The sequence below is a fragment of the Geodermatophilus sp. URMC 65 genome, from assembly GCF_053502545.1.
This window is the reverse complement of record NZ_CP199954.1, coordinates 3,756,377-3,781,095: the sequence shown is the minus strand read 5'-3', so window position 1 is coordinate 3,781,095 and position 24,719 is coordinate 3,756,377. Positions and strand designations below refer to the sequence as shown.

Annotated in this window: 23 protein-coding genes; 12 read left to right on the top strand and 11 right to left on the bottom strand. The window is 74.7% G+C overall.

Translation table 11 applies throughout. The annotated features are described in order from the left end of the window. Positions 1-73 precede the first annotated feature (73 nt). Positions 74-640 (top strand): endonuclease domain-containing protein, encoded by a 567-nt coding sequence (locus ACWIX7_RS18375; RefSeq protein WP_448617856.1) that lies wholly within the window; start codon positions 74-76, stop codon positions 638-640. A 70-nt stretch (positions 641-710) separates the two neighbouring features. Here ACWIX7_RS18375 and ACWIX7_RS18370 read toward each other — a convergent pair whose 3' ends face one another. From ACWIX7_RS18370 to ACWIX7_RS18360, 3 genes are read right to left on the bottom strand one after another with little or no spacing between them, the layout of a single operon-like run. Further along, complete coding sequence (locus ACWIX7_RS18370) at positions 711-2,180, bottom strand: phytoene desaturase family protein (protein WP_448617855.1); 1,470 nt, start codon at positions 2,178-2,180, stop codon at positions 711-713. 15 nt (positions 2,181-2,195) lie between these two features. Further along, positions 2,196-3,272 (bottom strand): methylmalonyl Co-A mutase-associated GTPase MeaB, encoded by a 1,077-nt coding sequence (gene meaB, locus ACWIX7_RS18365; RefSeq protein ID WP_448617854.1) that lies wholly within the window; start codon positions 3,270-3,272, stop codon positions 2,196-2,198. After that, on the bottom strand, positions 3,269-4,459 hold the full coding sequence (locus tag ACWIX7_RS18360) for an acetyl-CoA C-acetyltransferase (RefSeq protein ID WP_448617853.1): 1,191 nt from the start codon (positions 4,457-4,459) through the stop codon (positions 3,269-3,271). Before ACWIX7_RS18360 ends, meaB begins: the two co-directional genes overlap by 4 nt. A gap of 329 nt (positions 4,460-4,788) precedes the next feature. On the opposite strand from ACWIX7_RS18360, the gene mce reads away from it, so the two are divergent. The 6 genes from mce (at position 4,789) to ACWIX7_RS18330 (ending at position 10,598) form a co-directional block, all read left to right on the top strand. Next, positions 4,789-5,244 (top strand): methylmalonyl-CoA epimerase, encoded by a 456-nt coding sequence (mce, locus tag ACWIX7_RS18355; RefSeq protein WP_091212636.1) that lies wholly within the window; start codon positions 4,789-4,791, stop codon positions 5,242-5,244. Between the two features lie 107 nt (positions 5,245-5,351). After that, a complete protein-coding gene (ccrA, locus tag ACWIX7_RS18350; protein WP_448617852.1) occupies positions 5,352-6,683 on the top strand; it encodes a crotonyl-CoA carboxylase/reductase in 1,332 nt (443 codons plus the stop codon). Between the two features lie 175 nt (positions 6,684-6,858). Beyond that, a complete protein-coding gene (locus ACWIX7_RS18345) occupies positions 6,859-8,130 on the top strand; it encodes a hypothetical protein (RefSeq protein ID WP_448617851.1) in 1,272 nt (423 codons plus the stop codon). A gap of 56 nt (positions 8,131-8,186) precedes the next feature. Beyond that, the gene (locus ACWIX7_RS18340) at positions 8,187-9,032 is read left to right on the top strand and encodes a hypothetical protein (RefSeq protein ID WP_448617850.1); all 846 of its coding nucleotides are present in this window, start codon (positions 8,187-8,189) and stop codon (positions 9,030-9,032) included. Positions 9,033-9,118: 86 nt separating this feature from the next. Further along, complete coding sequence (locus ACWIX7_RS18335) at positions 9,119-9,958, top strand: DUF4397 domain-containing protein (protein WP_448617849.1); 840 nt, start codon at positions 9,119-9,121, stop codon at positions 9,956-9,958. Then, positions 9,942-10,598 carry a class F sortase gene (locus ACWIX7_RS18330; RefSeq protein WP_448617848.1) on the top strand — a complete coding sequence of 219 codons (657 nt, stop codon included), beginning with the start codon at positions 9,942-9,944 and terminating at the stop codon, positions 10,596-10,598. Before ACWIX7_RS18335 ends, ACWIX7_RS18330 begins: the two co-directional genes overlap by 17 nt. Before the next feature lie 97 nt (positions 10,599-10,695). Here ACWIX7_RS18330 and ACWIX7_RS18325 read toward each other — a convergent pair whose 3' ends face one another. The 3 genes from ACWIX7_RS18325 to nucS form a co-directional block, all read right to left on the bottom strand. Next, positions 10,696-10,935, bottom strand: coding sequence for a hypothetical protein (locus ACWIX7_RS18325; RefSeq protein ID WP_448617847.1), 240 nt, complete (start codon positions 10,933-10,935; stop codon positions 10,696-10,698). Between the two features lie 70 nt (positions 10,936-11,005). Next, on the bottom strand, positions 11,006-12,802 hold the full coding sequence (locus ACWIX7_RS18320; protein WP_448617846.1) for a 3-hydroxyacyl-CoA dehydrogenase family protein: 1,797 nt from the start codon (positions 12,800-12,802) through the stop codon (positions 11,006-11,008). 130 nt (positions 12,803-12,932) lie between these two features. Further along, positions 12,933-13,616: an endonuclease NucS gene (nucS, locus tag ACWIX7_RS18315; protein WP_091212650.1), complete on the bottom strand. Its 684-nt coding sequence runs from the start codon at positions 13,614-13,616 to the stop codon at positions 12,933-12,935. Positions 13,617-13,694: 78 nt separating this feature from the next. Between nucS and ACWIX7_RS18310 the strand changes: the two genes are divergently transcribed. Continuing rightward, positions 13,695-14,570, top strand: coding sequence for a hypothetical protein (locus ACWIX7_RS18310; protein WP_448617845.1), 876 nt, complete (start codon positions 13,695-13,697; stop codon positions 14,568-14,570). Positions 14,571-14,670: 100 nt separating this feature from the next. Here ACWIX7_RS18310 and ACWIX7_RS18305 read toward each other — a convergent pair whose 3' ends face one another. The 3 genes from ACWIX7_RS18305 to ACWIX7_RS18295 form a co-directional block, all read right to left on the bottom strand. Beyond that, the gene (locus ACWIX7_RS18305) at positions 14,671-16,005 is read right to left on the bottom strand and encodes a dicarboxylate/amino acid:cation symporter (protein ID WP_448617844.1); all 1,335 of its coding nucleotides are present in this window, start codon (positions 16,003-16,005) and stop codon (positions 14,671-14,673) included. 272 nt (positions 16,006-16,277) lie between these two features. Continuing rightward, positions 16,278-17,051 (bottom strand): enoyl-CoA hydratase-related protein, encoded by a 774-nt coding sequence (locus ACWIX7_RS18300; protein ID WP_448617843.1) that lies wholly within the window; start codon positions 17,049-17,051, stop codon positions 16,278-16,280. After that, positions 17,048-18,277, bottom strand: a complete 1,230-nt coding sequence (locus tag ACWIX7_RS18295) for a diguanylate cyclase domain-containing protein (protein WP_448617842.1) — start codon at positions 18,275-18,277, stop codon at positions 17,048-17,050. Before ACWIX7_RS18295 ends, ACWIX7_RS18300 begins: the two co-directional genes overlap by 4 nt. Before the next feature lie 120 nt (positions 18,278-18,397). Between ACWIX7_RS18295 and ACWIX7_RS18290 the strand changes: the two genes are divergently transcribed. Continuing rightward, positions 18,398-19,426, top strand: a complete 1,029-nt coding sequence (locus ACWIX7_RS18290; protein ID WP_448617841.1) for a Gfo/Idh/MocA family protein — start codon at positions 18,398-18,400, stop codon at positions 19,424-19,426. 1 nt (position 19,427) lies between these two features. Further along, on the top strand, positions 19,428-20,135 hold the full coding sequence (locus ACWIX7_RS18285; RefSeq protein WP_448617840.1) for a YqjF family protein: 708 nt from the start codon (positions 19,428-19,430) through the stop codon (positions 20,133-20,135). A 57-nt stretch (positions 20,136-20,192) separates the two neighbouring features. Here ACWIX7_RS18285 and ACWIX7_RS18280 read toward each other — a convergent pair whose 3' ends face one another. Then, positions 20,193-22,196 (bottom strand): protein meaA, encoded by a 2,004-nt coding sequence (locus ACWIX7_RS18280; RefSeq protein ID WP_448617839.1) that lies wholly within the window; start codon positions 22,194-22,196, stop codon positions 20,193-20,195. Positions 22,197-22,290: 94 nt separating this feature from the next. Between ACWIX7_RS18280 and ACWIX7_RS18275 the strand changes: the two genes are divergently transcribed. After that, the gene (locus ACWIX7_RS18275) at positions 22,291-22,605 is read left to right on the top strand and encodes a hypothetical protein (protein WP_448617838.1); all 315 of its coding nucleotides are present in this window, start codon (positions 22,291-22,293) and stop codon (positions 22,603-22,605) included. A 123-nt stretch (positions 22,606-22,728) separates the two neighbouring features. Here the strand turns inward: ACWIX7_RS18275 and murA are convergent, their stop codons facing one another. Further along, a complete protein-coding gene (murA, locus tag ACWIX7_RS18270; protein WP_448617837.1) occupies positions 22,729-24,006 on the bottom strand; it encodes a UDP-N-acetylglucosamine 1-carboxyvinyltransferase in 1,278 nt (425 codons plus the stop codon). An 85-nt stretch (positions 24,007-24,091) separates the two neighbouring features. On the opposite strand from murA, the gene ACWIX7_RS18265 reads away from it, so the two are divergent. Next, entirely contained in the window at positions 24,092-24,703 is a 612-nt protein-coding gene (locus ACWIX7_RS18265) for a cob(I)yrinic acid a,c-diamide adenosyltransferase (protein WP_448617836.1), read from the top strand. Positions 24,704-24,719: the final 16 nt, after the last annotated feature.

Sequence of the window (24,719 nt, the reverse complement as noted above, 5' to 3'; positions counted from 1 at the left end):
GAAGACACCGGAGGACGATGTCGAGGTCACCGTCCCGTCGGCGTGTCGTGGAGGCGCCGTTCCCGGTGTCCGCGTGAGCAGGCGGGCGCTGCCGGCCGACGACGTGACCCGCACCCTCGGGGTACCAGTGACCAACCCGTTGCGCACGGCACCGGACCTGACCCGGACCCTACCGCCCGTGGATGCCGTGGTCGCCCTCGATGCCTTGGTGCAGACCGGCCTGGTCGGCCTCGCCGACGTCCGGAGCGCTGCCGTGGCGGCGACCGGCCGGGGATGCCGTCGAGTCCGCGAGGCCGCGGCCCGCGCGGACGGTCTCGCCGAGTCACCGCAGGAGACGCGACTGCGGCTGGTCCTGCTCGCCTCCACCCTCCCGCCGCCGGTCGCCCAGCACACGGTCCGCGACATCAACGGCCGTTTCGTGGCCCGGGTCGACTTCGCCTGGCCCGAGCAACGCCTCGCCGTCGAGTACGAGGGCGCCTGGCACGGCCAGCCGCAGAACGTCGTCCGGGACCGGACACGCCTCGACCGGCTGACCGCAGCCGGTTGGCGGGTCGTCTTCGTGACGGCGGCAGACGTGCACCGACCGGCACAGCTGCTGGCGCGCATCGCCGCTGCGCTGGCCACGCCGACATCCGCCTGAGTGCTGCTCCAGCGACCCCAGTGGCAGCCACGAACCGCATCTCGACGCAACCGAGCGAGCGGTCAGGCGGCTACCGAGGGGCGGGGCGCAGCGGCGGTACGTGCCGCAGGCCGAACACCTCGCGCAGCGCGACCTGCGCCGCGTTGTCGCCGCAGGCACCGTGCACGGCCGGCCCCGGCGGGGTCGCCGACGAGGCGAGGTAGACGCCCTGCACCGGGGTCTTGTAGGTGTTCCAGCGCGGCACCGGCCGGGCCAGCATCTGCCGCAGCGACGCCTGGCCGTTGGAGATGTCCCCGCCGAGGTAGGTGGGGTTCCAGGCCTCCATCTGGACGGCGTTCTTGGTGACCCGGTCGACGATCGTGTCCTTGAAGCCCGGTGCGAAGCGCTCGACCTGGTCCTCGATGGCCGCGGTCATGTCGATGTCGGAGCCGTGCGGCACGTGCACGTAGGCCCAGAAGACGTGCCCGCCCTCGGGAGCGCGCGTCGGGTCGGGCACGGTCGGCTGGACGGCGAGCACGTACGGGCGGTCGGTGGACCTCCGCTCGTTGGGGGCCCGCTCGCCCTCGATCGTCTCCTCGAGCGTGCCGGCGACGTGGATGGTCCCTGCCCGTCGCACGTCGGGGTTGGTCCACGGCACCGGCTCGGACAGGATCCAGTCGACCTTGAAGACGCCGGCTCCGTGCTCGTACCGGTCCACCCAGCGGCGGTAGCCCTCGTGCACCCGGTCGCCGGCCATCGTCACGAATGCCTCCGGCGTCGTGTCCAGCAGCACGGCCGGGACGCCGTCGAACTCGCGCAGGTCGGTGACCAGGTGGTCGGTCTCCACCTCGCCGCCCTGCTGCTCCAGGGCGGTCACCATCGCGTCGGCGAGGTTCTGCGACCCGCCCTCGACCAGCGGCCAGCCGACGTGGTGGCCCAGCATCGTCAGCAGCATCCCCAGCGCGGAGGTCAGCGGTCGGGTCAGGTCGAGCATCCCGTGCGCGGCCGCCCCGCCGAGCAGCGCGCGGGCACCCTCGGTCTCGAAGTAGCGGTGCGCCAGCCAGCGCACGTTGGGCAGCCCGTTGAGGCCGAAGTGCACGATCTGCGGCACGCTGCGGGTCGGGAGCCGGCGCAGCCGGCTGGTCAGGAAGAAGTCGACGACGTCCTGACCGTGTGCCACGAGCGGCTCGAACAGCCGGCGGTAGGCCGGACCGTCCGGCCCGAGGCCGGCCGCGGTCTCCTCCAGCGAGTGGTGGGCCACCGAGGCGCCCCCGCCGTCGAGGGGGTGCGCGTAGTTGACCTCCGGCTGCACGAGGCGGACACCCCGGCTGGCCAGGTCGAACTCGCGGAAGAACGGTGCCGCGGCGGCCATCGGCTGCACGATCGAGCAGACGTCGTGCCGGTAGCCCGGCCGCATGAGCTCCTCGGTGCGCATCCCGCCGCCCGGGCGTCCGGCCGCCTCGACGACCTGCACCCGCAGCCCGGCCGCGGCCATCCGGAGGGCCGCGGCCAGCCCGTTCGGCCCGCTCCCGACGACGACGGCGTCCGGCTTCCCGTTCACCTCGCCATCGTGCCCTCAGCCGGGCAGACCCGCGCGAGCAGAGCTCCACAGCTGCTCCAGGAGCAGGGTGGCGGCGCGGAACGGGTCGCTCTCCCCGGCCACCACCTGCTCGGCGAGGGTGCCCAGCGCCGCCGAGCCGCGGACGTCGCCGATCCGCTCGCGCAGCCCGGCCAGCGCGATCGCCTCGATCTCGCGTGCCGCGCGGACCGCCCGGCGGCGGTGCCCCTCCCCCGAGGACCCCAGCCACGCGCGGTGCTCCCCGATCGTCTCGACGAGCTCGTCGATGCCGGTGTGCGAGGCGGCCACCGTGCGGCGGATCGGCGGGCGCCAGGCGCCGGGGAGGTCGTGCCGTCCGCCGAGCGAGAGCGTGTAGCGCAGGTCGCGGACGGTCTGGTCGGCGCCGTCCCGGTCGGCCTTGTTCACCACCAGGACGTCGGCGACCTCGAGGATCCCGGCCTTGGCGGCCTGGATGCCGTCGCCCATGCCCGGCACGAGCAGCACCAGCGTGGTGTCGGCGAGCGAGGCGACCTCCAGCTCCGACTGGCCCACGCCGACGGTCTCGACCAGCACGACGTCGCACCCGGCGGCGTCGAGCACCCGCAGCGCCTGCGGGGTGGCCCAGGCCAGGCCGCCGAGGTGGCCGCGGGAGGCCATGGAGCGGATGTAGACGCCCTCGTCCCCGGCGTGGTCCTGCATGCGCACCCGGTCGCCGAGCAGCGCGCCACCGGAGAAGGGGGACGACGGGTCGACGGCGAGGACGCCGACCCGCAGCCCACGGGCGCGGTAGGCGCGGACCAGCGCGGTCGTCGTCGTGGACTTGCCGACGCCGGGCGGGCCGGTGAGGCCGACGACCTGGGCGTGCCCGGTGTGCGGGGCCAGCGCCGCGGCGACCTCGGGCAGCGCCGGGCTGGCGTCCTCGACCAGCGTGATCAGCCGCGCCACCGCGCGGGCCTCGCCGCCCCGGGCGCGGGCGACCAGGTCCGGGACGTCAACGGCGCGCCGGCCCCGCCTCCCACGGCGGGCGGCGGGGCCGGGCGTCCGGACGGCTGTGCCGAGCGCGTCCGCGGGGACGACGGAGCCCTCCGAGGTCACGCCTTCGCGGGCACGTGCAGGATCAGCGCGTCGCCCTGACCGCCGCCGCCGCACAGCGCGGCAGCACCCACGCCGCCACCGCGGCGGCGCAGCTCCAGCGCCACGTCCAGCACGATGCGCGCACCGCTCATGCCGATCGGGTGGCCCAGGGCGATCGCGCCGCCGTTGGGGTTCACCTTCTCGGGGTCGATCCCGAGCTCCCGCGTGGAGACGAGGGCGACGGCGGCGAAGGCCTCGTTGAACTCGACCAGGTCGAGGTCCGCGGGCTCGATGCCCTCGCGGGCGCAGGCCTTCTGGACGGCACGCGAGGGCTGGCTCTGCAGCGTGGCGTCCGGGCCGGCGACGACCCCGTGCGCGCCGATCTCGGCGATGGGGGTGATGCCCAGCTCGGCGGCCTTCTCCGCGCTCATGACGACGACCGCGCAGGCGCCGTCGGAGATCTGCGAGGCAGTGCCGGCGGTGATCGTGCCGTCCTGGGCGAAGGCCGGCTTGAGCCGCGACAGGGTCTCGACCGTGGTGTCGGCGCGGACGCCCTCGTCGTCGCGGAACTCGATCGGGTCGCCCTTGCGCTGCGGGATCAGCACCGGGGTGATCGCCTCGTCGAAGACGCCGTTCTTCCCGGCGCGGGCGGCCTTCTGGTGGCTCTCCGCGGCGAACGCGTCCTGCTCCTCGCGGGTCAGGTCGTAGCGGCTGTTGGCCTGCTCGGTCAGCGCGCCCATCGCGACCTGGTCGAAGGTGTCCGACAGCCCGTCGTGGGCCATCGCGTCGACCAGCTTCGTGTCGCCGTACTTGGTGCCGGTGCGGGAGCCGGGCAGCAGGTGCGGCGCCTGGGTCATCGACTCCTGGCCACCGGCCACGACGACGTCGAACTCGCCGGCGCGGATGAGCTGGTCGGCCAGCGCGATGGCGCTCAGGCCCGAGAGGCACACCTTGTTCACGGTGATCGCCGGCACCGTCATCGGGATGCCGGCGGCCACGGCCGCGGGACGGGCCGGGTTCTGGCCGGCGCCCGCCTGCAGCACCTGACCCATGATCACGTACTCGACCTGGTCGCCGGAGATGCCGGCCCGCTCCAGCGCCGCCTTGATGGCGACGCCGCCGAGGTCGGCGGCGGAGAAGTCCTTGAGCGAGCCGAGCAGCCGCCCCATGGGGGTGCGGGCGCCGCTGACGATGACCGAACGGGACATATCTGCCTCCAGGGGCGGGTCGCCGACGCTGGCGACCGCGGTTCTGTGCCGCCGTACCACGATGGGGACACGACGTCCATCTCCAGCCGAGGATAGGACGTGGGCCTCCCCACGGACCCGAGCGTGACGAGGGTCTCAGTCGCGTCGGGTGGTGCCGACCGGGTGGGCGCCAGGGACTCCGTTCCCGGGACCGGGGAACGCTCATGCCCCGTGGTCGGCGAGCAGCAACGGCTCGTGCGGAGACCCCCGCACCGGTGTGCGGGGAGCCCACGTGTCTGTGTGGCGCCCCCACCTGTCGTCTCAGACGTCTGGTCCGGGAGGATGCCGCCGTGACCACCGACCCGCGCACCGGCCTGCCGGCCGAGCTGTTCACCACGATCGACCACGTGGGTATCGCCGTCCCGGACCTCGACGAGGCGCTGGCCTTCTACGCCCAGGCCTTCGGCGTGCACTCGGTGCACGAGGAGGTCAACGAGGAGCAGGGCGTCCGCGAGGCGATGCTCGCCGTCGGCGACGGCGAGACCCGCATCCAGCTGCTGGCGCCGCTGACCCCCGAGTCGACGATCGCCAAGTTCATCGGCCGCTCCGGCCCGGGCCTGCAGCAGCTGGCCTTCCGGGTGGCCGACGTCGAGGCGGTCAGCGCGACGCTGCGCGAGCGCGGCCTGCGACTGCTCTACGACACCCCCCGGCGCGGGACGTCGGACAGCCGGGTGAACTTCGTGCACCCCAAGGACGCCGGCGGCGTCCTCGTCGAGCTCGTCGAGCCGGCACCGACCGCGCACTGACCGCCCGTCCCGACCGCCCGACCGGTGGGCACGGCGGCTCATTACCCATCGGTAACATCTCGCGCCACTGCACCGCCTCACGAGCCGACGGAGACCCGGGAGACCGCGTGAACGACATCAGGGACGCCATCCTCGCCGACCAGCTGGACGCCCTCGCCGGGCTGCCGGTGCCGGAGTCCTACCGGGCCGTGCTGGTCCGCAAGGACGAGCAGGACATGTTCGCCGGCCTGCCCACCAGGGAGAAGGACCCGCGCAAGTCGCTGCACGTGGAGCAGGTGGCCACCCCGGAGCTCGGCCCGGGCGAGGCGATCGTGGCCGTCATGGCGTCCTCGGTGAACTACAACACCGTCTGGACGTCGATCTTCGAGCCGGTGTCGACCTTCGGGTTCCTCGAGCGCTACGGGCGCCTGCACGACCTGGCCAAGCGGCACGACCTGCCCTACCACGTGGTCGGCTCCGACCTCGCCGGTGTCGTGCTGCGCACCGGCCCGGGGGTGCACCGGTGGAAGCCCGGCGACGAGGTGGTCGCGCACTGCCTGTCGGTGGAGCTGGAGGACCCGGCCGGTCACGACGACACGATGCTGGACCCGCAGCAGCGGATCTGGGGCTTCGAGACCAACTTCGGCGGGCTGGCCGAGCTGGCCCTGGTCAAGAGCAACCAGCTGCTGCCCAAGCCCGCACACCTGTCCTGGGAGGAGGCCGCCGCGCCGGGGCTGGTCAACTCCACCGCCTACCGGCAGCTGGTCAGCCGCAACGGCGCGGACATGAAGCAGGGCGACGTCGTGCTGATCTGGGGCGCCTCGGGCGGCCTGGGCTCGTACGCCACCCAGATGGCCCTCAACGGCGGCGCCATCCCCGTCTGCGTGGTCTCCAGCCCGGAGAAGGCCGCCATCGTCCGCTCGATGGGCGCCGAGCTGGTCATCGACCGCTCGGCCGAGGGCTACCGCTTCTGGAAGGACGAGCAGACCCAGGACCCCAGGGAGTGGCAGCGGTTCGGCAAGCGGATCCGCGAGCTGACCGGCGGGGACGACGTCGACATCGTCTTCGAGCACCCGGGCCGCGAGACCTTCGGCGCCAGCGTCTACGTCGCCAAGAAGGGCGGCACGATCGTCACCTGCGCCTCCACCAGCGGGTACCTGCACCAGTACGACAACCGCTACCTGTGGATGAACCTCAAGCGGATCGTCGGCAGCCACTTCGCCAACTACAAGGAGGCGTGGGAGGCCAACCGGCTCATCGACAAGGGCCTCGTCCACCCCACGCTGTCGAAGGTCTACCCGATGGACCAGGTCGGGCAGGCGGCCTGCGACGTCCACCACAACTGTCACCAGGGCAAGGTCGGCGTGCTGACCCTCGCCCCGGAGGAGGGTCTGGGCGTCAAGGACGCCGAGAAGCGGGAGGAGCACCTCACCGCGATCAACCGGTTCCGGGGCGTCTGAAGAAGGACCTCCCCGCCCCCACCGCTCGCGCGCTCGCGGCGGGACCCTGCGGGGAGGCCGCCCGGTTCGTTGCGGGGCGCCGGCACGTGGCACGGCAGCGCGCGGTGCTGGCACCCTGCAGGGGTGGGCCCGGCGACACGCCGGGCCCACCCGCCGACTCTGCGAGGATGACCGCATGACCGATCCCCGCCGCGACATGCTGCCGATGCGCGAGGCCCAGCACTCGTTCGACGTGGTGCTCCGGGGCTACGACCGGCACCAGGTGGCCGAGACGATCGAGCGCCTCGAGGCCGACATCCAGGTGGCCCTGGCCGACCGCGACGCAGCGATGAGCCGCTCGGCCGACCTGGCCGGCCAGCTCTCGGCGCTGCACGGGGAGATCGACCAGCTGCGGCGCAAGGCCGCGTCCTCCGGTCCGGCCACCTTCGAGAACATCAGCGAGCGCATCCAGCACATGCTGCGGCTGGCCGAGGAGGAGGCCGCGGAGATCCGGCGCTCGGCCGAGCAGGAGGCCCAGGCGCTGCGGGAGCACACCGCCGCCGAGGAACGGGCGATGCACGAGCGGCACGCCGCCGGCCAGGCCGAGGTCGACCGGATGATCGCCGAGGCCCGGCAGAACGCCGAGCAGATCGCCAGCAAGGCGCAGATCCGCGCCGACGAGCTGGTTGCCAAGGCCCAGGAGAAGGTCGCCCGGCTCGACGCCGAGTCCCAGGCCCGGCGGGCCAAGGTCGAGGAGGACTTCGAGATCGCCCAGCGGGCGCGCCGCCAGGAGGCCGCCCGGCAGGACGAGGAGCGCGACCGCTCCTCCGCCGAGGCCGCCCGCCAGCGGGTCGCCGCGGCCGAGGAGCACGCCGCCCGGCTGGTCAGCGAGGCCGAGGCCGCCGCGGCCGCCGTCCGTGCGGTGCGCGACGAGCTCACCGGCCGGCTGCTCGAGGCGCGCTCGCTGCTCGAGCGGCTGCCCGACCTCGGCGACCGGCGTCCCCAGCCGCAGGCCGGCCCCCGGCCGCCCGCGCCGGCCCGTCCGCAGCCGACCCCTCGCGTCCCGCAGGCCCAGCCCGGGTCGGCCCCCGAGGAGCAGCGCCAGCCGCAGCCGGTCGGGCCGGTCACGGCCCAGCAGCCGGTGGTGCGGCCCACGACGGGACCCCAGCCGGCGCAGCGGCCGGTCGCCCCGCCGACGACGGGCAACGGCGAGGCCGCCGCGGCCCGGCAGCCCACCCGGCCGCCGGCGCCGCCGACGCAGCCGGCCGTCACCCCGGCGGCCGACGCTCCCACCCAGCAGGTCGACCCCGACTCGGAGACGACCCAGCAGCTGCACCCGGTGCCCACCGGGAGCACGGCCGCCGCCTCCGCGCCGCCGCGGGTCGACCCGCCCACGCTCGTGCAGCCGGCCGTCACACCCGACGACGCCGACACCGGCAGCCAGACCGTTCCGCCCGGCCGGCGCTGAACGAGGGCCATCCTCCCCGGCACCGGTCCCCGTCCGGGGGGCGGCTCGGCGCCCTCGTGCAGGGCAGCACCGGCGTGGTCGTCGTCGGCGTCGCGCTGCTCGCGGTGCTCGGTGCGGCGGTCCTCGCCCTGGTCCTCGGGGACGACCCGGCGGACCGGCCGTCCGCCGACGGCGGCCGCCCCGGCGTGGGCCCGACCCTGCCTCCCACCCCCGGGACGACGACCACCCCCTCGGCGTCCCCGGCGCCGGACGGGCCCGCCGGGGAGCTCCTGGGCTGGGCCGCCCGCGAGCTGCCCGACGGCGCACGGTTGCGGCCGCAGGACGACGTCCGCGGCGACCTCCTGGCGGCCGGCGTCCCCGACGACCTGGTGGCCACCGAGGAGCCGACCGGCCCCGACGACGTGGTGCTCACCGTGACCGGCGGGGAGCCGCGGCCCGGCAGCCGGGTCGTCGCCCGCTTCGACGGGCTCACCGTCGTCGACCCCTCCCCCGGCGCCCCGACGGCCGAGGAGCTCGAGCGGCGGCGGGCGCTGGCCGAGGCGATGCTGGCCAACCCCACCACGCACGCCTCCGAGGAGGCCGCCGCGGTGCTGCGGTCGGCCGACGTCGACATGCGCCTGCTGTCGCTGCTGGCCGTGCTGACCGCCCGGGAGGGCGTCGACGTGGCCGCCTTCCCGCGGGACGACGGCGCCGAGGGTCCGGCCCGCAGCGTGCTGCTCAGGGCCGTCGGCGGCGCCCCCGTCGGGTCCGGGGAACCCGCCACGGCGGCGCTGACGACCTGGCTGGACGCGCAGCTGCCACCGTTCGCCCCCGACTCCGTCGAGGTGACCGGGGGCGGCGTCCGGCTGTCCCACCGTTACGCCTCCGACCCCGACGGGCTGGTGACCGAGGTCTCCCCGTGACTCTCGGTTGGACAGGAGTCGCGAAGGGTGCGCGAATGGACGCCGGACCGGCACACCGGCCCGCTCGCGCACCCGCTGGAGGAACCGTGGACCGCTGGACCCGCGTGCTGGCCGTCGCCGCCGTGACCGCCGGGACGGTGCTCGCCGCCCCGCCCGCGGCCGGCGCCGCCGAGACCGGCCTGCTGCGCCTGGCCCACCTGTCCCCCGACACCCCGGCCGTCGACGTCTACGTCGACTCGGTCTCCGACCCCGGCGACGGGACGGCGCTGCTCACCGTGCCCGGGGTCGGCTACGGCACGATCTCCGGCTACCAGGACGTGCCCGAGGGCGTGTACACCGTCAGCATGCGCCAGGCCGGCGCCGACCCGGCCACCCCGCCGGTGCTCTCCACCACCGTGCAGGTCGGCCCCGACAGCGCGCGCACCGTCGCCGGCGTGGGCCGCTTCGCCGACCTGGGCCTGGAGGTGCTCGAGGACGACCTCGCCCTCCCGCCGTCGGGCCGGGCACGGGTACGGGTCGTCTCGGCCGCGGCCAACGCACCGACGCTGGACGCCTCCGCGGGCGGCACCGACCTCGCCACCGACCTGGCCTTCGCCGAGGCCGGCGACTACACCAGCGTGCCTGGTGACGGCGGTCCGCTGCAGGTGACCGTGGACGGCGAGCAGACCGAGCTGCCACTGGAGCTGGCCCCGGGCTCGGTGTACAGCCTGTTCGTCCTGGACCGGCCCGAGGGCGGGCTGACCGTGCGCACGGTCCTGGACGCCGCAGGCTCCGGTGTCGTCCCGACCGGCGGCGTGGAGACCGGCGCCGGGGGCACCGCATCCGCCCAACTGGAGCCCGGCGTCGTGGGCGGCGCCGTCGGCCTCACCGTCCTGACCGGCCTGCTGCTGGCCTCGCGGTCGCGGCGTGGTGCCGCGCGGCGCTGAGGCCCGGCCGGTGTGCCGCCACCGGCCGACGCGGCGGCCGGTGCTGCCGCTGGCCCGGGGGCTGGTCGCCGGCACCGCGGTCCTCGCCGGTGCGGTGGCGCTGCTCTCCCCCGGCGGGCCCGCACCGGCAGCCGCAGGAGCGCCGCCCGCCGCGACCGTCCCCGCCCCGGTGGTCGCCGAGGCCGGCACGGACGAGACGTCGGCGGCGCCCGTGCGCGTGCGCGTGCCGGCGATCGGGGTGGACAGCGAGCTGCTGCGGCTGGGCACCGACGCCTCTGGGGTCCTGGTGCCCCCGGACGACTTCGCCCGGGCCGGGTGGTTCGCCGGCGGCGCCGTCCCGGGCGACGTCGGCCCCGCGGTGGTCGCCGGGCACGTGGACTCGGTCGACGGGCCGGCGGTCTTCTCCCGCCTGCGCGACCTCGCGCCCGGCGACGAGGTGCTCGTCGACCGCGCGGACGGGACGACGGCCCGCTTCACGGTGACCGGGGTCGGCCGGTACCCGAAGGACGACTTCCCGACCGAGGCGGTCTACGGACCGACGCCGCGGGCGGAACTGCGGCTGATCACCTGCGGCGGCGACTTCGACCGGTCGGCACGCAGCTACGCGGACAACGTCGTCGTCTTCGCCCGGCTGACCTGATGCCACGGCCCCGTCCCGGGTCCCGCCCTGAGCTTGCGAGGGGTGGGGAGGACGGGGTCCTTCTACTGCGAGCGGTGGGGGGCAGGGAGGTCCTTCTTCAGCGGCGGTGGCCCCGGGCCGACCAGCAGGTCGTGTGCCAGTGCCGGCGCAGGTCGGCGGCCGAGTCGGTGTCCCAGGGGTCGAGGTCGGAGTCGCGCGGGTAGGCCGGCCAGGTCACCAGGTGCGGCGTCGCGGGGCGGATCTCCTGGTCGCAGCCCGGGCAGCGGTAGCTCTTGCCGCTCGCGGCCCCGGTGAGCCGGCGCACCACCCAGTCGCCGTCCGCCGCCTCCTCCACCATCTCGGGACGGCGCAGGGGGTCGCGGCCCGCAGGCCGCGACCCCCTCCGACCGCTGCGGCGGGACACCGGGTCAGCGGCGCGCCATGTCACGGGCGGCATGGTCCCGGAACCCGCGGCCGGTCTTGCGGCCCAGGTACCCGGCGGTGACCAGGTGCTCGAGCAGCGGGGCGGGCGCGAAGCCCGGCTCGCGGAACTCGGTGTAGAGCTCCCGCTCGATGGCCAGGGACACGTCCAGGCCGACGACGTCCAGCAGCTCGAACGGGCCCATCGGGTAGCCGCAGCCGACCTTCATGGCGGCGTCGATGTCGTCGGCGGTCGCGTAGTGCGCCTCGAGCATCTTCACCGCGTCGTTGAGGTAGGGGAACAGCAGCGCGTTGACGATGAACCCGGCCCGGTCGGAGCAGGAGACGGCGTGCTTGCCCAGCCGCTGGCACACCGCGTGCGCCGTCGCGGCCACGTCGGGGGCGGTCGAGATGGTGGAGACGACCTCCACCAGCTTCATCACCTGGGCCGGGTTGAAGAAGTGCATGCCGACGACGTCCTCCGGCCGACCGCTGGCCTTGGCGCACTCGATGACCGGCAGGCTCGAGGTCGTGGTGGCCAGCACCGCGCCGGGCTTGGCGATCTCGCCGAGGTTGGCGAACAGCGCCTCCTTGACCGGCAGCGACTCGACGACGGCCTCGATGACCAGGTCGCGGTCGGCGAGCTCGTCGAGGACCGTCGTCCCGCTGACCCGCGCGAGCACCTCGTCGCGCGTGGCCTCGTCGAGCCGGCCGCGCTGGACCTGCTTCTCCAGCGACCTCGCCAGCTCCCGGTGCACCGCCTCGACCTTCTCCGGCGAGCGGGCGACGAAGCGGACGTCGTAGCCACCCCTGGCAGCGACCTCGACGATGCCGGTGGCCATCGTCCCGGAGCCGACGACGCCCACCGTGGAGACCTCGCGGGCGCCCTCGGCGGCCCCGCCCTCGACCGGGGTGTGCGCGTCGGGCACGACCTCGGCGGAGTCCCGGCCGGCGTAGGTGTAGAAGCCGCGGCCGGTCTTCCGGCCCAGCAGACCCGCGGTCATCATCTGCTTGATGATCGGGCTGGGCGCGTGCAGCCGGTCGCGGGACTGCCGGTACATCGTCTCGAGGATCTCGTAGGCGGTGTCGATGCCGATGAGGTCCATGAGCGCCAGCGGGCCCATCGGCAGGCCGCAGCCCAGCCGCATGGCCGCGTCGATGTCCTCACGGCTGGCGTAGCGGTGCTCGTACATGGCGACCGCGTGGTTGAGGTAGCCGAACAGCAGCGCGTTGGCGATGAAGCCGGCCTTGTCGCCGATGGTGACGTCGACCTTGCCCAGCCGCTCGGCCAGCGCCTCGACGTCCTCGATCACCGACGGCTCGGTGACGACGGTGCGCACGACCTCGACCAGCTTCATGACCGGTGCCGGGTTGAAGAAGTGCATCCCGATGACCTTGCCCGGCCGCCCGGTGGCCACCGAGATCTCGGTGACCGACAGGCTCGAGGTGTTGGTGGCCAGGATGGTGTCCGGCGGGCAGATCTTGTCGAGCGCGGCGAAGATGTCGCGCTTGAGCTCCAGCCGCTCCGGCACGGCCTCGATCACCAGCTCGGCCTGCGCGAGGTCCTCCAGCGACGTGGCGAACCGGATCCGGCCGAGGATGGCGTCACGGTCGGCGGGGTCGAGCTTGCCGCGCTGGACCGCTCGCCCGGTGGAGTGCTCCAGGTGCTCCCGCCCGCGGGCCACGGCTGCCTCGTCGACGTCCACGGCGGTCACCGACAGGCCCGCCCGGGCGAGGACCTCGGCGATGCCGGCGCCCATCGTGCCCAGCCCCACCACGCCGACCTCGGTCAGTTCTCTGGCCACGCTGCCCTCTCCTCTGCGCCGGTACCCGGCCCCGGGCACCCCGTCCCCGATCGGGGGCAGTCTCCCACTCGGACCGCTCGCGCCCGCTACCGGCCGGTAGGCCGGGCGTCCCCTGCAGAGGGGTCCTCTCTCAGAACAGCCGCTGCGTGGGGTCGTCGGTGCCCTTGAGGACGGCGTAGTCGACGGTCAGGCACTCGATGCCGCGGTCGCCGGCGAGCACCCGCGCCTGCGGCTTGATCTCCTGCGCGGCGAACACCCCGCGCACCGGCGCGAGCAGCGGGTCGCGGTTGAGCAGCTCGAGGTAGCGGGTCAGCTGCTCCACGCCGTCGATCTCGCCGCGCCGCTTGACCTCGACGGCCACGGTGGCACCGTCGGCGTCCCGGCAGAGCAGGTCCACCGGACCGATTGCGGTCGGGTACTCACGGCGCACCAGCGACCACCCCTGCCCGAAGGTCTCCACGTGCAGGGCGAGCAGCCGCTGCAGCTCGGCCTCGACGCCGTCCTTCTGCAGGCCCGGGTCGACGCCGAGCTCGTGGGAGCTGTCGTGCTCGACCGACTCGATGGTGATGATCAGCTGCTCGCCGGCCTTGTTGGTGACCGTCCAGGTGCCGGAGGCCCCATCAGGACCACTGACCAGCTCGTCCTTGAACGAGCACGGCGGGGTCATCCAGTTCAGCGGCTTGTAGGCGCGGTCGTCGGCGTGCACGGAGACCGAGCCGTCGGCCTTGACGAGCAGCAGCCGCGGCGCCATGGGCAGGTGGGCGGTCAGCCGCCCCACGTAGTCGACCGAGCAGCGGGCGATGACCAGGCGCACGGGGACCGACGGTACCGAACCGGCAACGACGGGCCGGGGACGCCGGGGGTCCCCGCGGTGGCACGGCATCCTGACCAGGTGAGACGCGCTCCGCTGACCGCCGTCCTGGCCGCGCTCGTGCTGGTGGCCGGGTGCGCCGGGGACACCGGCCGCGACGCGGCGGCTCCCCCGCCGGCGCCCGTCCCCGACGGGCCGGGTCGGCTGGTGCTCGAGGTGGAGCACGTCGGCGGGTTCACCACGCCCGCGGCGCTGGCCGCCCGGGTGCCGCTCGTCGCCGTCTACGGCGACGGCCGGGTCGTGGCGCCGGGGGCGCAGATCGAGGTGTACCCGCCGCCCGCGCTGCCCTCCCTGCAGGTGTGGCAGCTCGACGCGGAGGGGGTGCAGACCGTCGTCGACCGCGCCGTCACGGCCGGCGTGACGGACACCGCCGACCTGGGCTCGCCCCCGGTCGCCGACGCCCCGGCGACCCGCTTCACCCTCGTCACCGACGCGGGGACGTCGGTGCGCGAGGTCCCGGCGCTGTTCGAGCTGCCCGACGACAGCGGGCTCACCCTGGAGCAGGAGGCGGCACGCGGCGAGCTGCGCGGTCTGCTCGAGGTGCTCACCTCGCCCGAGCCGCTCGGCGCCACCGGCCCGGAGCCCTACGCGGCCACGGCGGTGGCGGCCGTCGCCGGACCGTGGACGCCGCCCACCGACCCCGCGCTGCTGCAACCGGAGACGGCCTGGCCCGGCCCCGCGCTGCCCGGCGAGCGCCTCCCCGGCGGGCCGCTGACCGGCGGGGCGGACCTGTCCTGCGTCGTCGCCCGGGGTGCCGAGGCGGACGCCGTCCTGGCCGCGGCCGCGTCGGCGACCACGCTCACGCCGTGGGTCGCCGGGGACGGCAGCCGGTGGTCGCTCACCCTGCGCCCGTTGCTGCCGCACGAGACCGGCTGCGCCGACCTCAGGGCCCGCTGAGACGACGCAGGCCCGGCTCCTCCGGACGGGAGGGCCGGGCCGTGGCCCCGTCCCGGCCCCGCCCTGAGCGTGCGGAGGGTGGGGAGGACGGGGCCCTCTCCTAGGCCGTCACGGGCTGACGCAGGTCGTCGTCCACCTCGACCCGGGCCACCGGGTCGACCGTGGAGGTCGACCGGTACCGGTCCACGTCGAGGATGCCCTCGCGCTTGGCGACGATCGTCGGGACCAGCGCCTGACCGGCGACGTTCACCGCGGTCCGGCCCATGTCCAGGATCGGGTCGATTGCCAGCAGCAGGCCGACGCCGGCCAGCGGCAGGCCCAGCGTGGAGAGGGTCAGCGTCAGCATGACCACCGCGCCGGTCACCCCGGCCGTGGCCGCCGAGCCGACGACCGAGACCAGCGCGATCAGCAGGTAGTCGGTGAGGCCGAGGTCGACACCGAAGAACTGCGCCACGAAGATCGCGGACAGCGCCGGGTAGATCGCCGCGCAGCCGTCCATCTTCGTGGTGGCGCCCAGCGGGACGGCGAAGGACGCGTAGGACCGCGGCACCCCGAGGTTCTGCTCGGTCACCCGCTCGGTCACCGGCAGGGTGCCGATCGAGGAGCGGGACACGAAGGCCAGCTGGATGGCCGGCCACGCGCCGGCGAAGTACCGCAGCGGCGAGAGGCCGTGCAACCGCAGCAGCACCGGGTAGACGACGAAGAGCACCAGCGCGAGGCCGACGTACACCGACCCGGCGAAGACGCCGAGCGAGCCCAGCGACTCCCAGCCGTAGCTGGCCACGGCGTTGCCGATCAGACCGACGGTGCCGATCGGGGCGAGCAGGATGACCCACCACAGCAGCTTCTGCACGACCGCCAGCGCCGAGCGGGTCAGCGCCAGGAACGGCTCGGCGGGCTCCCCCACCTTCAGGGCGGCCACACCGACCGCGACGGCCAGCACGATCAGCTGGAGCACGTTGAAGGACAGGCCGTCGTCGGCCGAGGACTGCAGGCCGAGGATGTTGGCGGGCACCAGCCCGGTGAGGAAGTCCCACCAGGAACCCGTGGTCTCGGGCGCGGCCTGGGCGGCGGCGTCCACGGAGCTGTTGCGGCCCGGCTGGGTGAGCAGCCCGAGGCCGATGCCGAGGGAGACCGCGATGAGTGCGGTGATCGCGAACCACAGCAGCGTCTGTCCGGCCAGGCGGGCGGCGTTGGAGACCTGCCGGAGGTTGGCGATGCTGACGATCACCGCGGTGACGATCAGCGGCGGGACGAGGACCTTGAGCAGCGTGACGAAGGTGCTGCCGACGGTCTGGAGGGTGCTGGTCAGCCAGTTCGGCGTCCCGTCGGCGACGGGACCCATGTCCCGGGCGACGAGCCCGAGGGCGACGCCCAGCACGAGGGCGAGGAGGACCTGCGCCGCGAACGGGACGCGGCGGAGACGAGCGAGCACGGAAGTGCCTTCCGGGGACGGTGTGGAGGGGACGTCGGAGCGTGCGAGCGCTCAGGAGTCGGCCGTCATCCGTCCGAAGTCGAGCGCACGCCGCCGGGTGAGGTCCCACCTGTCGCGCACGTCAGAGGACAAGGCGTGCCCGGCGTCGTCCCATCCCCCCTGTGTGCACTCTCACCGGCGCAGCCCGCTCCTCGCCGTCCCCGAGTCTGGAACGGCCTCCCTTCAGGGGCCCGCGCCGAGCCTGCGAGGCGTGGGGGAAGGGAGGTCCTCCTTCAGTCGGACCAGACCGGGCGTCGCTTCTCCAGGAACGCCGACATGCCCTCGACCGCGCCGGGGAGCTGGCTGGCGGCGGCCATCACCTCGACCGCGGTGGTGTAGGCGTCCCGCTCGGGCCGGCCGAGCTGGGCGTGCATCGTCTGCTTGCCCCACGCCTTGCTCGCCCGCGACCCGCGGGTGGCCCGGGCCATGAGGTCGGCGACGGCGGCGTCGAGCTCGGCGTCGGGCACCACCCGGTTGACCAGCCCCCAGTCCAGCGCGGTGGCCGCGTCGATGACGTCGCCGGTGAGCGCCAGCTCCATGGCCCGCTTGCGGCCGATGTCCCGGGCGATGGCGACCATCGGCGTGTGGCAGAACCAGCCGCCCTTGCCGCCGGGCGCGGCGAAGCCGGCCGACTCGGCGGCCACGGCCAGATCGCACGAGGCCACCAGCTGGCAGCCGGCCGCGGTGGCCAGCGCGTGCACCCTGGCGAGCACCACCTGCGGGAGGTCGTGCAGCGTCTGCATGAGCTCGGTGCACAGCTGCAGCAGGCTGCGCACCTCGGGAACCGGCCGGCCGGCGACGTCGGCGAAGTCGTGGCCGGCGCTGAACACCGGCCCCTCCGCCGCGATCACCAACCCGGCCGCGTCGCTCTCCCCCACCGCCGTCACGGCACCCAGCAGCTGGGTCAGGTGGTCCCGGGAGAGCGCGTTGCGCTTGGCCGGCCGGCACATCGTGAGGGTGACGACGTCGCCGTCCCGCTCGACCAGGGGTGCGCCCTCTGCAGTCATGGGCCGACGCTAGCCGACCTCTGGACCGGCAGGGGCGCGCCGTGCAACCGCCCACGGCCCCCCTCCTTGGCGCCGTACATGGCCTGGTCGGCCTCCTGCAGGGCCTCCTCGAACGGTGTGCCGGGTGGGGCCATGGCCAGCCCGATGCTCGCCGAGACCCGCACGTGGCGGCGTCCGACCGCGACGTCGTCCACCAGCGCGAGGACGAGGCGCTGCCCGAGCGTCGTCGCCGCCCCCCGGTCCACGCCGGGCAGGACGGCGGCGAACTCGTCGCCGCCGAGCCGCCCGAACACCGCGCCGGGCACCTCCTCCAGGTACGTGCGGAGGCGCTCGGCGAGGCGGACGAGCACCTGGTCCCCCACGGCGTGCCCACCGCGGTCGTTGACCTCCTTGAAGTGGTCGACGTCGATGAAGAGGACCGCACCGCCGCCGATCAGCGCGGCCCGGCCAGCGTCGAGGAGGTGGGCACGGTTGGCCAGGCCGGTCAGCGGGTCCTGCTGGGCCACCCGGGTGAGGGCCCGGCGCCACCCGTCGGCGTCGGTGGCCACGGTGGTCAGCCGGTCGACGATCTCGGCCAGGACCCGCTCCTGCTCGGCGTCGGCGTCCGGCGCCAGGTCGCGCACCGCGGTGGAGAGCAGGTCGAGGACCTCGTCCAGCGGCGCGCCGATGGCGACGGCCTCGAGCACCCGCCCCTGGGACACCAGGAGTCGGGCGTCCCACCGGTGTGCCGTGACCTGGCGCCGCAGGGAGAGCACGCTGCGCACGAGGCGGACCTGGATCTGCAGGACGTCGAGGTCGTCCCCGGAGAAGGAGCGGACGTCGTCGTCGAAGACCCCCAGCGAGCCGAGGACGAAGCCGTCCTCGTCGATCAGGGGGACGCCGAGGTAGGCGCGGATCGCACCGGCCGCCACCCCCGGGTTCTCGGCGAACACCGGGTGCGCGAGCGCGTCGGTCACCTCCAGCGGCTCCCGCATCGCCACCACGTGGGCGCAGAACGACAGCTCGTCGGGTACGGTCGAGAACGGCACGCCGGCGCCGATCTCGGCGGGGAAGCACTGCAGGTCCGGACCGACGAGGTTGATCACCGCGATGGGCGCGTGCAGAGCGCGGGCCATGTAGGCCACCACGGCATCGAGGTCGGCGTCGCCGACGTGGCCGCCGAGCCGGTAGCTGGCGATCGCGGCGAGGCGGTCGGGGTCGGCCACGGCGAGACGGGGGCTCTGCACGCGCGGGACCGTAGCGGCTGGGGGTCACGATCCACACACGAGACGACACCCCGCGTTGCCCGTGTCACGCGACCGGCTCCGGCGCCACGCGCGCGGACCCGGACAGGGCAGGATCGCGGCATGGACCCCGTGCGCTTCGGACTGACGGGCTACGGCTTCGGCGGCCGGTACTTCCACGCACCCCTGCTGGCGGCCGCGCCGGAGGTCGACCTGCTCGGCGTGGTGACGACGTCGGCCGAGCGGCGGGCGCAGGTCGCCGCCGAGCACCCCGGCCTGCGCACCTTCGGCTCGCTCGAGGAGCTGGCCGACGCCGGCGCCGAGGCGGTGGCGATCTCCACCCCGGCGGACACGCACACCCCGCTGGCCGAGCAGGCACTGGGTCTGGACCTCGCCGTGGTCTGCGACAAGCCCTTCGCGCTGGACGCCCCGGCCGCGGAGGGGACGGTGCAGCTGGCCGCGGCCCGCCGACTGGCGCTGGCGCCGTACCAGAACCGCCGGTGGGACTCCGACTTCCGCACCGTCCGGGCGCTGGCGGACGCCGGCCGGCTCGGCACGGTGACCCGCTTCGAGTCGCGCTTCGAGCGGTTCGAGCCCGAACCGGGCCCGCCGGCCGCGGGCGGCGGCACGCTGCTGGACTTCGGCAGCCACCTGGTCGACCAGGCGCTGGTGCTGCTCGGCCCGGTGACGAGCGTCTACGCCGAGTGGCGGGTGCGTGAGTCGGGCCTGGACGACGACGTCTTCGTCGCGCTCACCCACGCCGGGGGCGCCCGCTCGCACCTGTGGGGCAGCTGGAGCCAGGGCGCGCCCGGCGACCGCTTCCGGGTCAGCGGTACCGAGGGCGCCTACGCCGTCGGGGGGCCGATGGACGGGCAGGAGGCCGCGCTGCTGGCCGGGCAGACGCCGGCGACGCTGGGCGAGCGCTGGGGCGCCGAGCCGCAGGAGCGGTGGGGCCGGCTGCGCCGCGGCGACGAGGGCGTGGTGGTGCCCACCGAGCGCGGCCGGTGGGACAGCTTCTACCCGGCCTTCGCCGCCGCCGTCCGCGGGCAGGGGCCGGTGCCGGTCGACCCGCGGGACGCCGTCGCCACCGCCCGGGTGCTCGACGCCGCCCGCCGCAGCGCCACCGAGGGCGTCGCCGTCCCGTTGGGCTGACGTGGACCCCGGGTTGCCGCCGCTGACGCCGCCGGACGACGTCCGGCCGGCCCTGCTGCGCCAGACCTGGCGGGACGTCGCCTTCCTGCACTGGCCCCTCGACCCGGCCGTCGCCGCCCGTCTGCTGCCGCCGGGCACCCGGCCGGACGTGCTGGCGGGCGTGACCTATGCCGGCGTGGTGTCGCTGCGGATCACGCGCACGGCTCCCGGGGCCGGCCCCGCGCTGCAGTTGGCGGGGTCCTTCGCCGAGGTCAACGTGCGGCTGTACGCCGTGGACGGGCGCGGGCGGCGCAGCGTCGTCTTCCTGCGCATGGACGCCGAGCGGCTGCTGCCCGTGCTGGCGGCGCGGGCCCTCACCCGCCTGCCGTACGTGTGGTCGCACACCCGCGTGCAACGCGACGACGACCTGTACGTCGTGGTCGCCGGCCGGCACCTGCGGATCGTCCTGCGCGTCGGGGCCCCGCTGGCCGCGGGTCCGCTGGAGCGGTTCGTGACCGACCGCTGGGGCCTGCACACGCGGGTCGCCGGCCGCACCGTCCACCTGCCGGTGGCGCACCCACCGTGGCCGCTGCGGACCGCCGAGCTCGTCGACCTCGCCGGTGACCCGCTGGCCGCGGCGGGGATGCCCGCGGCGCCCGGTCCTCCGGTGAGCGTCCTGTTCTCCCCCGGTGTGGACGACGTCCGCCTCGGGCTCCCGAGCCGCGTGTGAGCGCAGCGGCCCCTCCTCGGCGTCCCCGAGCCTGCGAGGGGAGCCCGGAGCGTCCTCCTACCGCTCCTCGAGGCCGTTGGCCTCGCGGACCACGTCGACGATCTGGCCCATGATCTCGGTCAGCCCGAAGTCCTTGGGCGTGAAGACGCGGGCCACGCCCTGCTCGCGCAGCCGGCGGGCGTCGCTGTCGGGCACGATGCCGCCGACGACCACCGGGACGTCGTCCAGGCCGGCCTCGCGCAACCCGCGCAGCACCGCCGGCACCACCTGCAGGTGCGAGCCGGAGAGCACCGACAGCCCGACGACGTGCACGTCCTCCTCGACCGCGGCGCTGACGATCTGCGCCGGGGTCAGCCGGATGCCCTGGTAGACCACCTCGAAGCCGGCGTCGCGCGCACGGACGGCGACCTGCTCGGCGCCGTTGGAGTGCCCGTCCAGGCCGGGCTTGCCGACCAGGAAGCGCAGCCGCCCGCCCAGCTCCTCGCCCGTGGCGCGCACCCGCTCCCGGACGTCGGCCAGCGTCGCGTCGGCCTCGCCACCTCCGGCGGCCGCGGCGACGCCGGTGGGGGCCCGGTACTCGCCGAAGACCTCGCGCAGCACGCCGGCCCACTCCCCCGTCGTCACGCCGGCGCGGGCGCACTCGAGGGTGGCGTCCATCAGGTTCTCGTCGGTGCCGGCGACCCGGCGCAGCCGCTCCAGCGCCTTCTGCACCGGCTCGGGGTCGCGCTCGGCCCGCCACGTCAGCACGGACGCGCAGGCCGCCGCCTCCGCGGCCGGGTCGACCACCTGGATCGCCGCGTCGAGGTCGGCGAGCAGTGGGTTGGGCTCGGTGCTCTCGAACCGGTTCACGCCGACGACGACGTCGTCCCCGCTCTCCATCCGGCGGCGCCGCTCGGCGAGCGAGGCGACGAGCTGGCCCTTCATGTAGCCGGACTCGACGGCGGCCACCGCGCCGCCCATCTCCTGCACCCGGGCGATCTCCGCGCGGGCGCCCTCGACCAGCTCGGCGACCTTCTGCTCCACGACTACCGAGCCGGTGAACAGGTCGTCGTACTCGAGCAGGTCGGTCTCGTAGGCCAGCACCTGCTGCAGCCGCAGCGACCACTGCTGGTCCCAGGGCCGGGGCAGGCCCAGCGCCTCGTTCCAGGCCGGCAGCTGCACGGCGCGGGCGCGGGCGTCCTTGGACAGGGTGACCGCGAGCATCTCCAGCACGATCCGCTGGACGTTGTTCTCCGGCTGCGCCTCGGTCAGGCCGAGGGAGTTGACCTGGACGCCGTAGCGGAAGCGGCGGTGCTCGGGGCGCTCGACGCCGTAGCGCTGGAGGGTCAGCTCGTCCCACAGCCGGGTGAACGCCCGCATCTTGCACATCTCCTCGACGAAGCGGACGCCCGCGTTGACGAAGAAGGAGATGCGCGCGACGACCTCGCTGAAGCGCTCCTGCGGCACCTGGCCGGAGTCGCGCACCGAGTCCAGGACGGCGATCGCGGTGCTCGTCGCGTAGGCGATCTCCTGCACCGGCGTCGCCCCGGCCTCCTGCAGGTGGTAGCTGCAGATGTTGATCGGGTTCCACCTCGGCATCACCGACACCGTGTAGGCGACCATGTCGGTGATCAGCCGCATCGAGGGCCCGGGCGGGAAGACGTGGGTCCCCCGCGACAGGTACTCCTTGATGATGTCGTTCTGCGTCGTCCCGGCGAGCTTGCCGACGTCGTGACCGTGCTCCTCGGCGACCGCCTGGTAGAGCGCCAGCAGCCACATCGCCGTCGCGTTGATCGTCATCGACGTGTTCATCTCGTCGAGCGGGATGCCGTCGAAGAGCGACCGCATGTCGCCGATGTGGGTCACCGGCACGCCGACCTTGCCGACCTCACCGACGGAGAGCTCGTCGTCGGGGTCGTAGCCGGTCTGCGTCGGCAGGTCGAACGCCACCGACAGGCCGGTCTGCCCCTTGGCGAGGTTGCGCCGGTACAGGGCGTTGGACTCGGCCGGCGAGGAGTGGCCGGCGTAGGTGCGCATGACCCAGGGGCGGTCGCGCTCCTTCGGCATGTGCGGGAACGACATGCCAGCGGAGTGTAGGGGTGTTACCCGCCAGTAGAAGCGACCCCTCGGGGTGTCCCCGGGTGGCACACTCGCAGGCGCCGAGAGGAGGACTGCGATGGCACCGGTGGCCGGCACGCACTACCTGGCGGGCCCGGTGATCGCGTTCGCGGTCATCGCCGTGCTCGCGCTGTTCCTGCGGTGGGCGTTCCGGAGCGAACCGCGCCGTCGTCCCCCTGCCGACGACGGTCTGCTCACCCGGATCGCCACGCTGTCCCGGCGGGAGTCGGCGATGGCGCTGCGCGCGGTGCTCTCCGACGCGGGGATCCGCTCGACGGTGCGCTCCGCCGGGGCGCACCGCGCGGAGGTGCTCGTCTTCCCGGAGGACGCCGACCGCGCCCGCGTGCTGGCCTCGTCCTTCCGCCCAGGTTGACAGAGGAGCCCGTCCTCCCCACCCTCCGCAGGCTCAGCAGAAGGACCCGTCCTCCTCACGCCTCGCAGGCTCGGCGCGAGCCTCGGGACGGGGCCGGGACGGGCCGGCGCGCCGTGGGTCCGGCTAGTCGGGGCGCTGCACCCGCTCGATGTGGGCGCCCAGACCGCGCAGCTGCTCGACGAAGTCGGGGTAGCCGCGGTCGACGTGGTGCACGTCCTGCACCTCGGTGACGCCGTCGGAGACCAGCCCGGCCAGCACCAGCCCGGCGCCGGCGCGGATGTCGGTGGCGAGCACCGGCGCGCTGGAGAGCCGCTCCCGGCCCCGGACGACGGCGTGGTGGCCGTCGGTGCGCACCGAGGCGCCCAGCCGGACCAGTTCGTTGACGAACATGAACCGGCCCTCGAACACGTTCTCGGTGATCAGCGCCGTCCCCGTGGAGACGGCGGCCAGCGCGACCGCCATCGGCTGGAGGTCGGTCGGGAAGCCCGGGTAGGGCAGCGTGACGACGTCCACGCAGCGCGGGCGGCCGTCCATCGCGACCCGCAGCCCGTCGGGCAGCGGCTCGACCTGCGCACCGGCGTCGCTGAGCTTGGCCAGCGCCACGGTGAGGTGGTCAGCGACGGCCCGCTCGATGACGACGTCCCCGCGGGTCATCACCGCCCCGATGGCCCAGGTGCCGGCGACGATCCGGTCGGGCACGGTCGTGTAGGTGACCGGGTGCAGCGCCGGCACGCCGTCGACGGTGATGGTCGAGGTGCCCGCGCCGTCGATCTGCGCGCCCATCGCGGTGAGCATCGCGCAGAGGTCGACGATCTCCGGCTCGCGGGCGGCGTTGTCGATGACCGTCGTCCCCTCGGCGAGCACCGCGGCCATGACCAGGTTCTCGGTGGCGCCGACCGACGGGAAGTCCAGCCAGATCGAGGTGCCGGTGAGGCGCGGGGCGGCAGCCACCAGGAAACCGTGCTCGCTGTGGATGGTGGCGCCGAGCCGCTCCAGGCCGGAGATGTGCATGTCCAGCCCGCGCGAGCCGATCGCGTCGCCCCCGGGCAGCGCCACCTTGGCCGACCCGCACCGGGCGACGAGCGGGCCCAGCACGCTGATCGACGCCCGCATCCGGCGGACCAGGTCGTAGTCGGTCTCCGTCGAGGGCTTGTCGGGGACGTCGACCACCAGCCGGCCGCCACCGCCGTGGGCGTGCCGCTCGTAGGTGACCTCGCAGCCCAGCCGGCGCAGCACCTCGCTCATGATCGCCACGTCGAGGATGTCGGGGACCTCGTCGATGGTGGTCCGCCCGGCGGCGAGCAGCGCGGCGGCCATGAGCTTGAGGGCGCTGTTCTTGGCGCCGGTGACCCGCACCCGTCCGCTCAGGGCCGTGCCGCCGGTGACCTCGAAGCACTCCACGCAGTCACCCTATGGCCCCGCTGCAGGGTCCCCGCCGCGAGCCTGCGAGCGGGGGGCAGCGGGGTCCTTCTTCTAGGCTCCGGACATGACCGTCCGGCTGACCCGCATCTACACGAAGACCGGCGACGCCGGCCAGACGCACCTCGGGGACATGAGCCGGGTGGCCAAGACCGACCCGCGCCTGGTCGCCTACGCCGACGTCGACGAGGCCAACAGCGTGCTCGGCGTGGCGCTGGCCCTCGGGTCGCCGACCCCGGAGCTGACCGAGCTGCTGCGCAGCGTGCAGAACGACCTGTTCGACGTCGGCGCGGACCTGTCCACCCCGGTCACGCCGGACCCGCAGTACCCGCCGCTGCGGGTGACCGCCGCCTACACCGAGCGGCTGGAGGCGGCCTGCGACACGTACAACGCCGAGCTGCCGAAGCTGACCAGCTTCATCCTGCCCGGAGGCACGCCGCTGGCCGCGCTGCTGCACCAGGCCCGCGTCGTGACCCGGCGGGCCGAGCGCAGCGTGTGGGCGCTGCTGGAGGCCGACGCCGAGCACACCAACGCCGAGACCGCGCGCTACCTCAACCGGCTCTCGGACCTGGTGTTCATCCTCGCCCGGGTGGCCAACCCCGGCGGCGACGTGCTGTGGGAGCCGGGCGCGCACAGCGGGGCGCACGCCCAGCGCGCCGCGCGGCCGCCGTCCGAGTGACGGCGGCCCCCTTGCA

What these genes read in the sequence shown, in the direction of transcription:
- ACWIX7_RS18360 (WP_448617853.1), bottom strand. Translation starts at nt 4,459, where the DNA reads ATGTCCCGTTCGGTCATCGTCAGCGGCGCCCGCACCCCCATGGGGCGG.
- ACWIX7_RS18345 (WP_448617851.1), top strand. Translation starts at nt 6,859, where the DNA reads ATGACCGATCCCCGCCGCGACATGCTGCCGATGCGCGAGGCCCAGCAC.
- ACWIX7_RS18325 (WP_448617847.1), bottom strand. Translation starts at nt 10,935, where the DNA reads ATGGTGGAGGAGGCGGCGGACGGCGACTGGGTGGTGCGCCGGCTCACC.
- ACWIX7_RS18300 (WP_448617843.1), bottom strand. Translation starts at nt 17,051, where the DNA reads ATGACTGCAGAGGGCGCACCCCTGGTCGAGCGGGACGGCGACGTCGTC.
- ACWIX7_RS18290 (WP_448617841.1), top strand. Translation starts at nt 18,398, where the DNA reads ATGGACCCCGTGCGCTTCGGACTGACGGGCTACGGCTTCGGCGGCCGG.
- ACWIX7_RS18280 (WP_448617839.1), bottom strand. Translation starts at nt 22,196, where the DNA reads ATGTCGTTCCCGCACATGCCGAAGGAGCGCGACCGCCCCTGGGTCATG.
- ACWIX7_RS18275 (WP_448617838.1), top strand. Translation starts at nt 22,291, where the DNA reads ATGGCACCGGTGGCCGGCACGCACTACCTGGCGGGCCCGGTGATCGCG.
- ACWIX7_RS18265 (WP_448617836.1), top strand. Translation starts at nt 24,092, where the DNA reads ATGACCGTCCGGCTGACCCGCATCTACACGAAGACCGGCGACGCCGGC.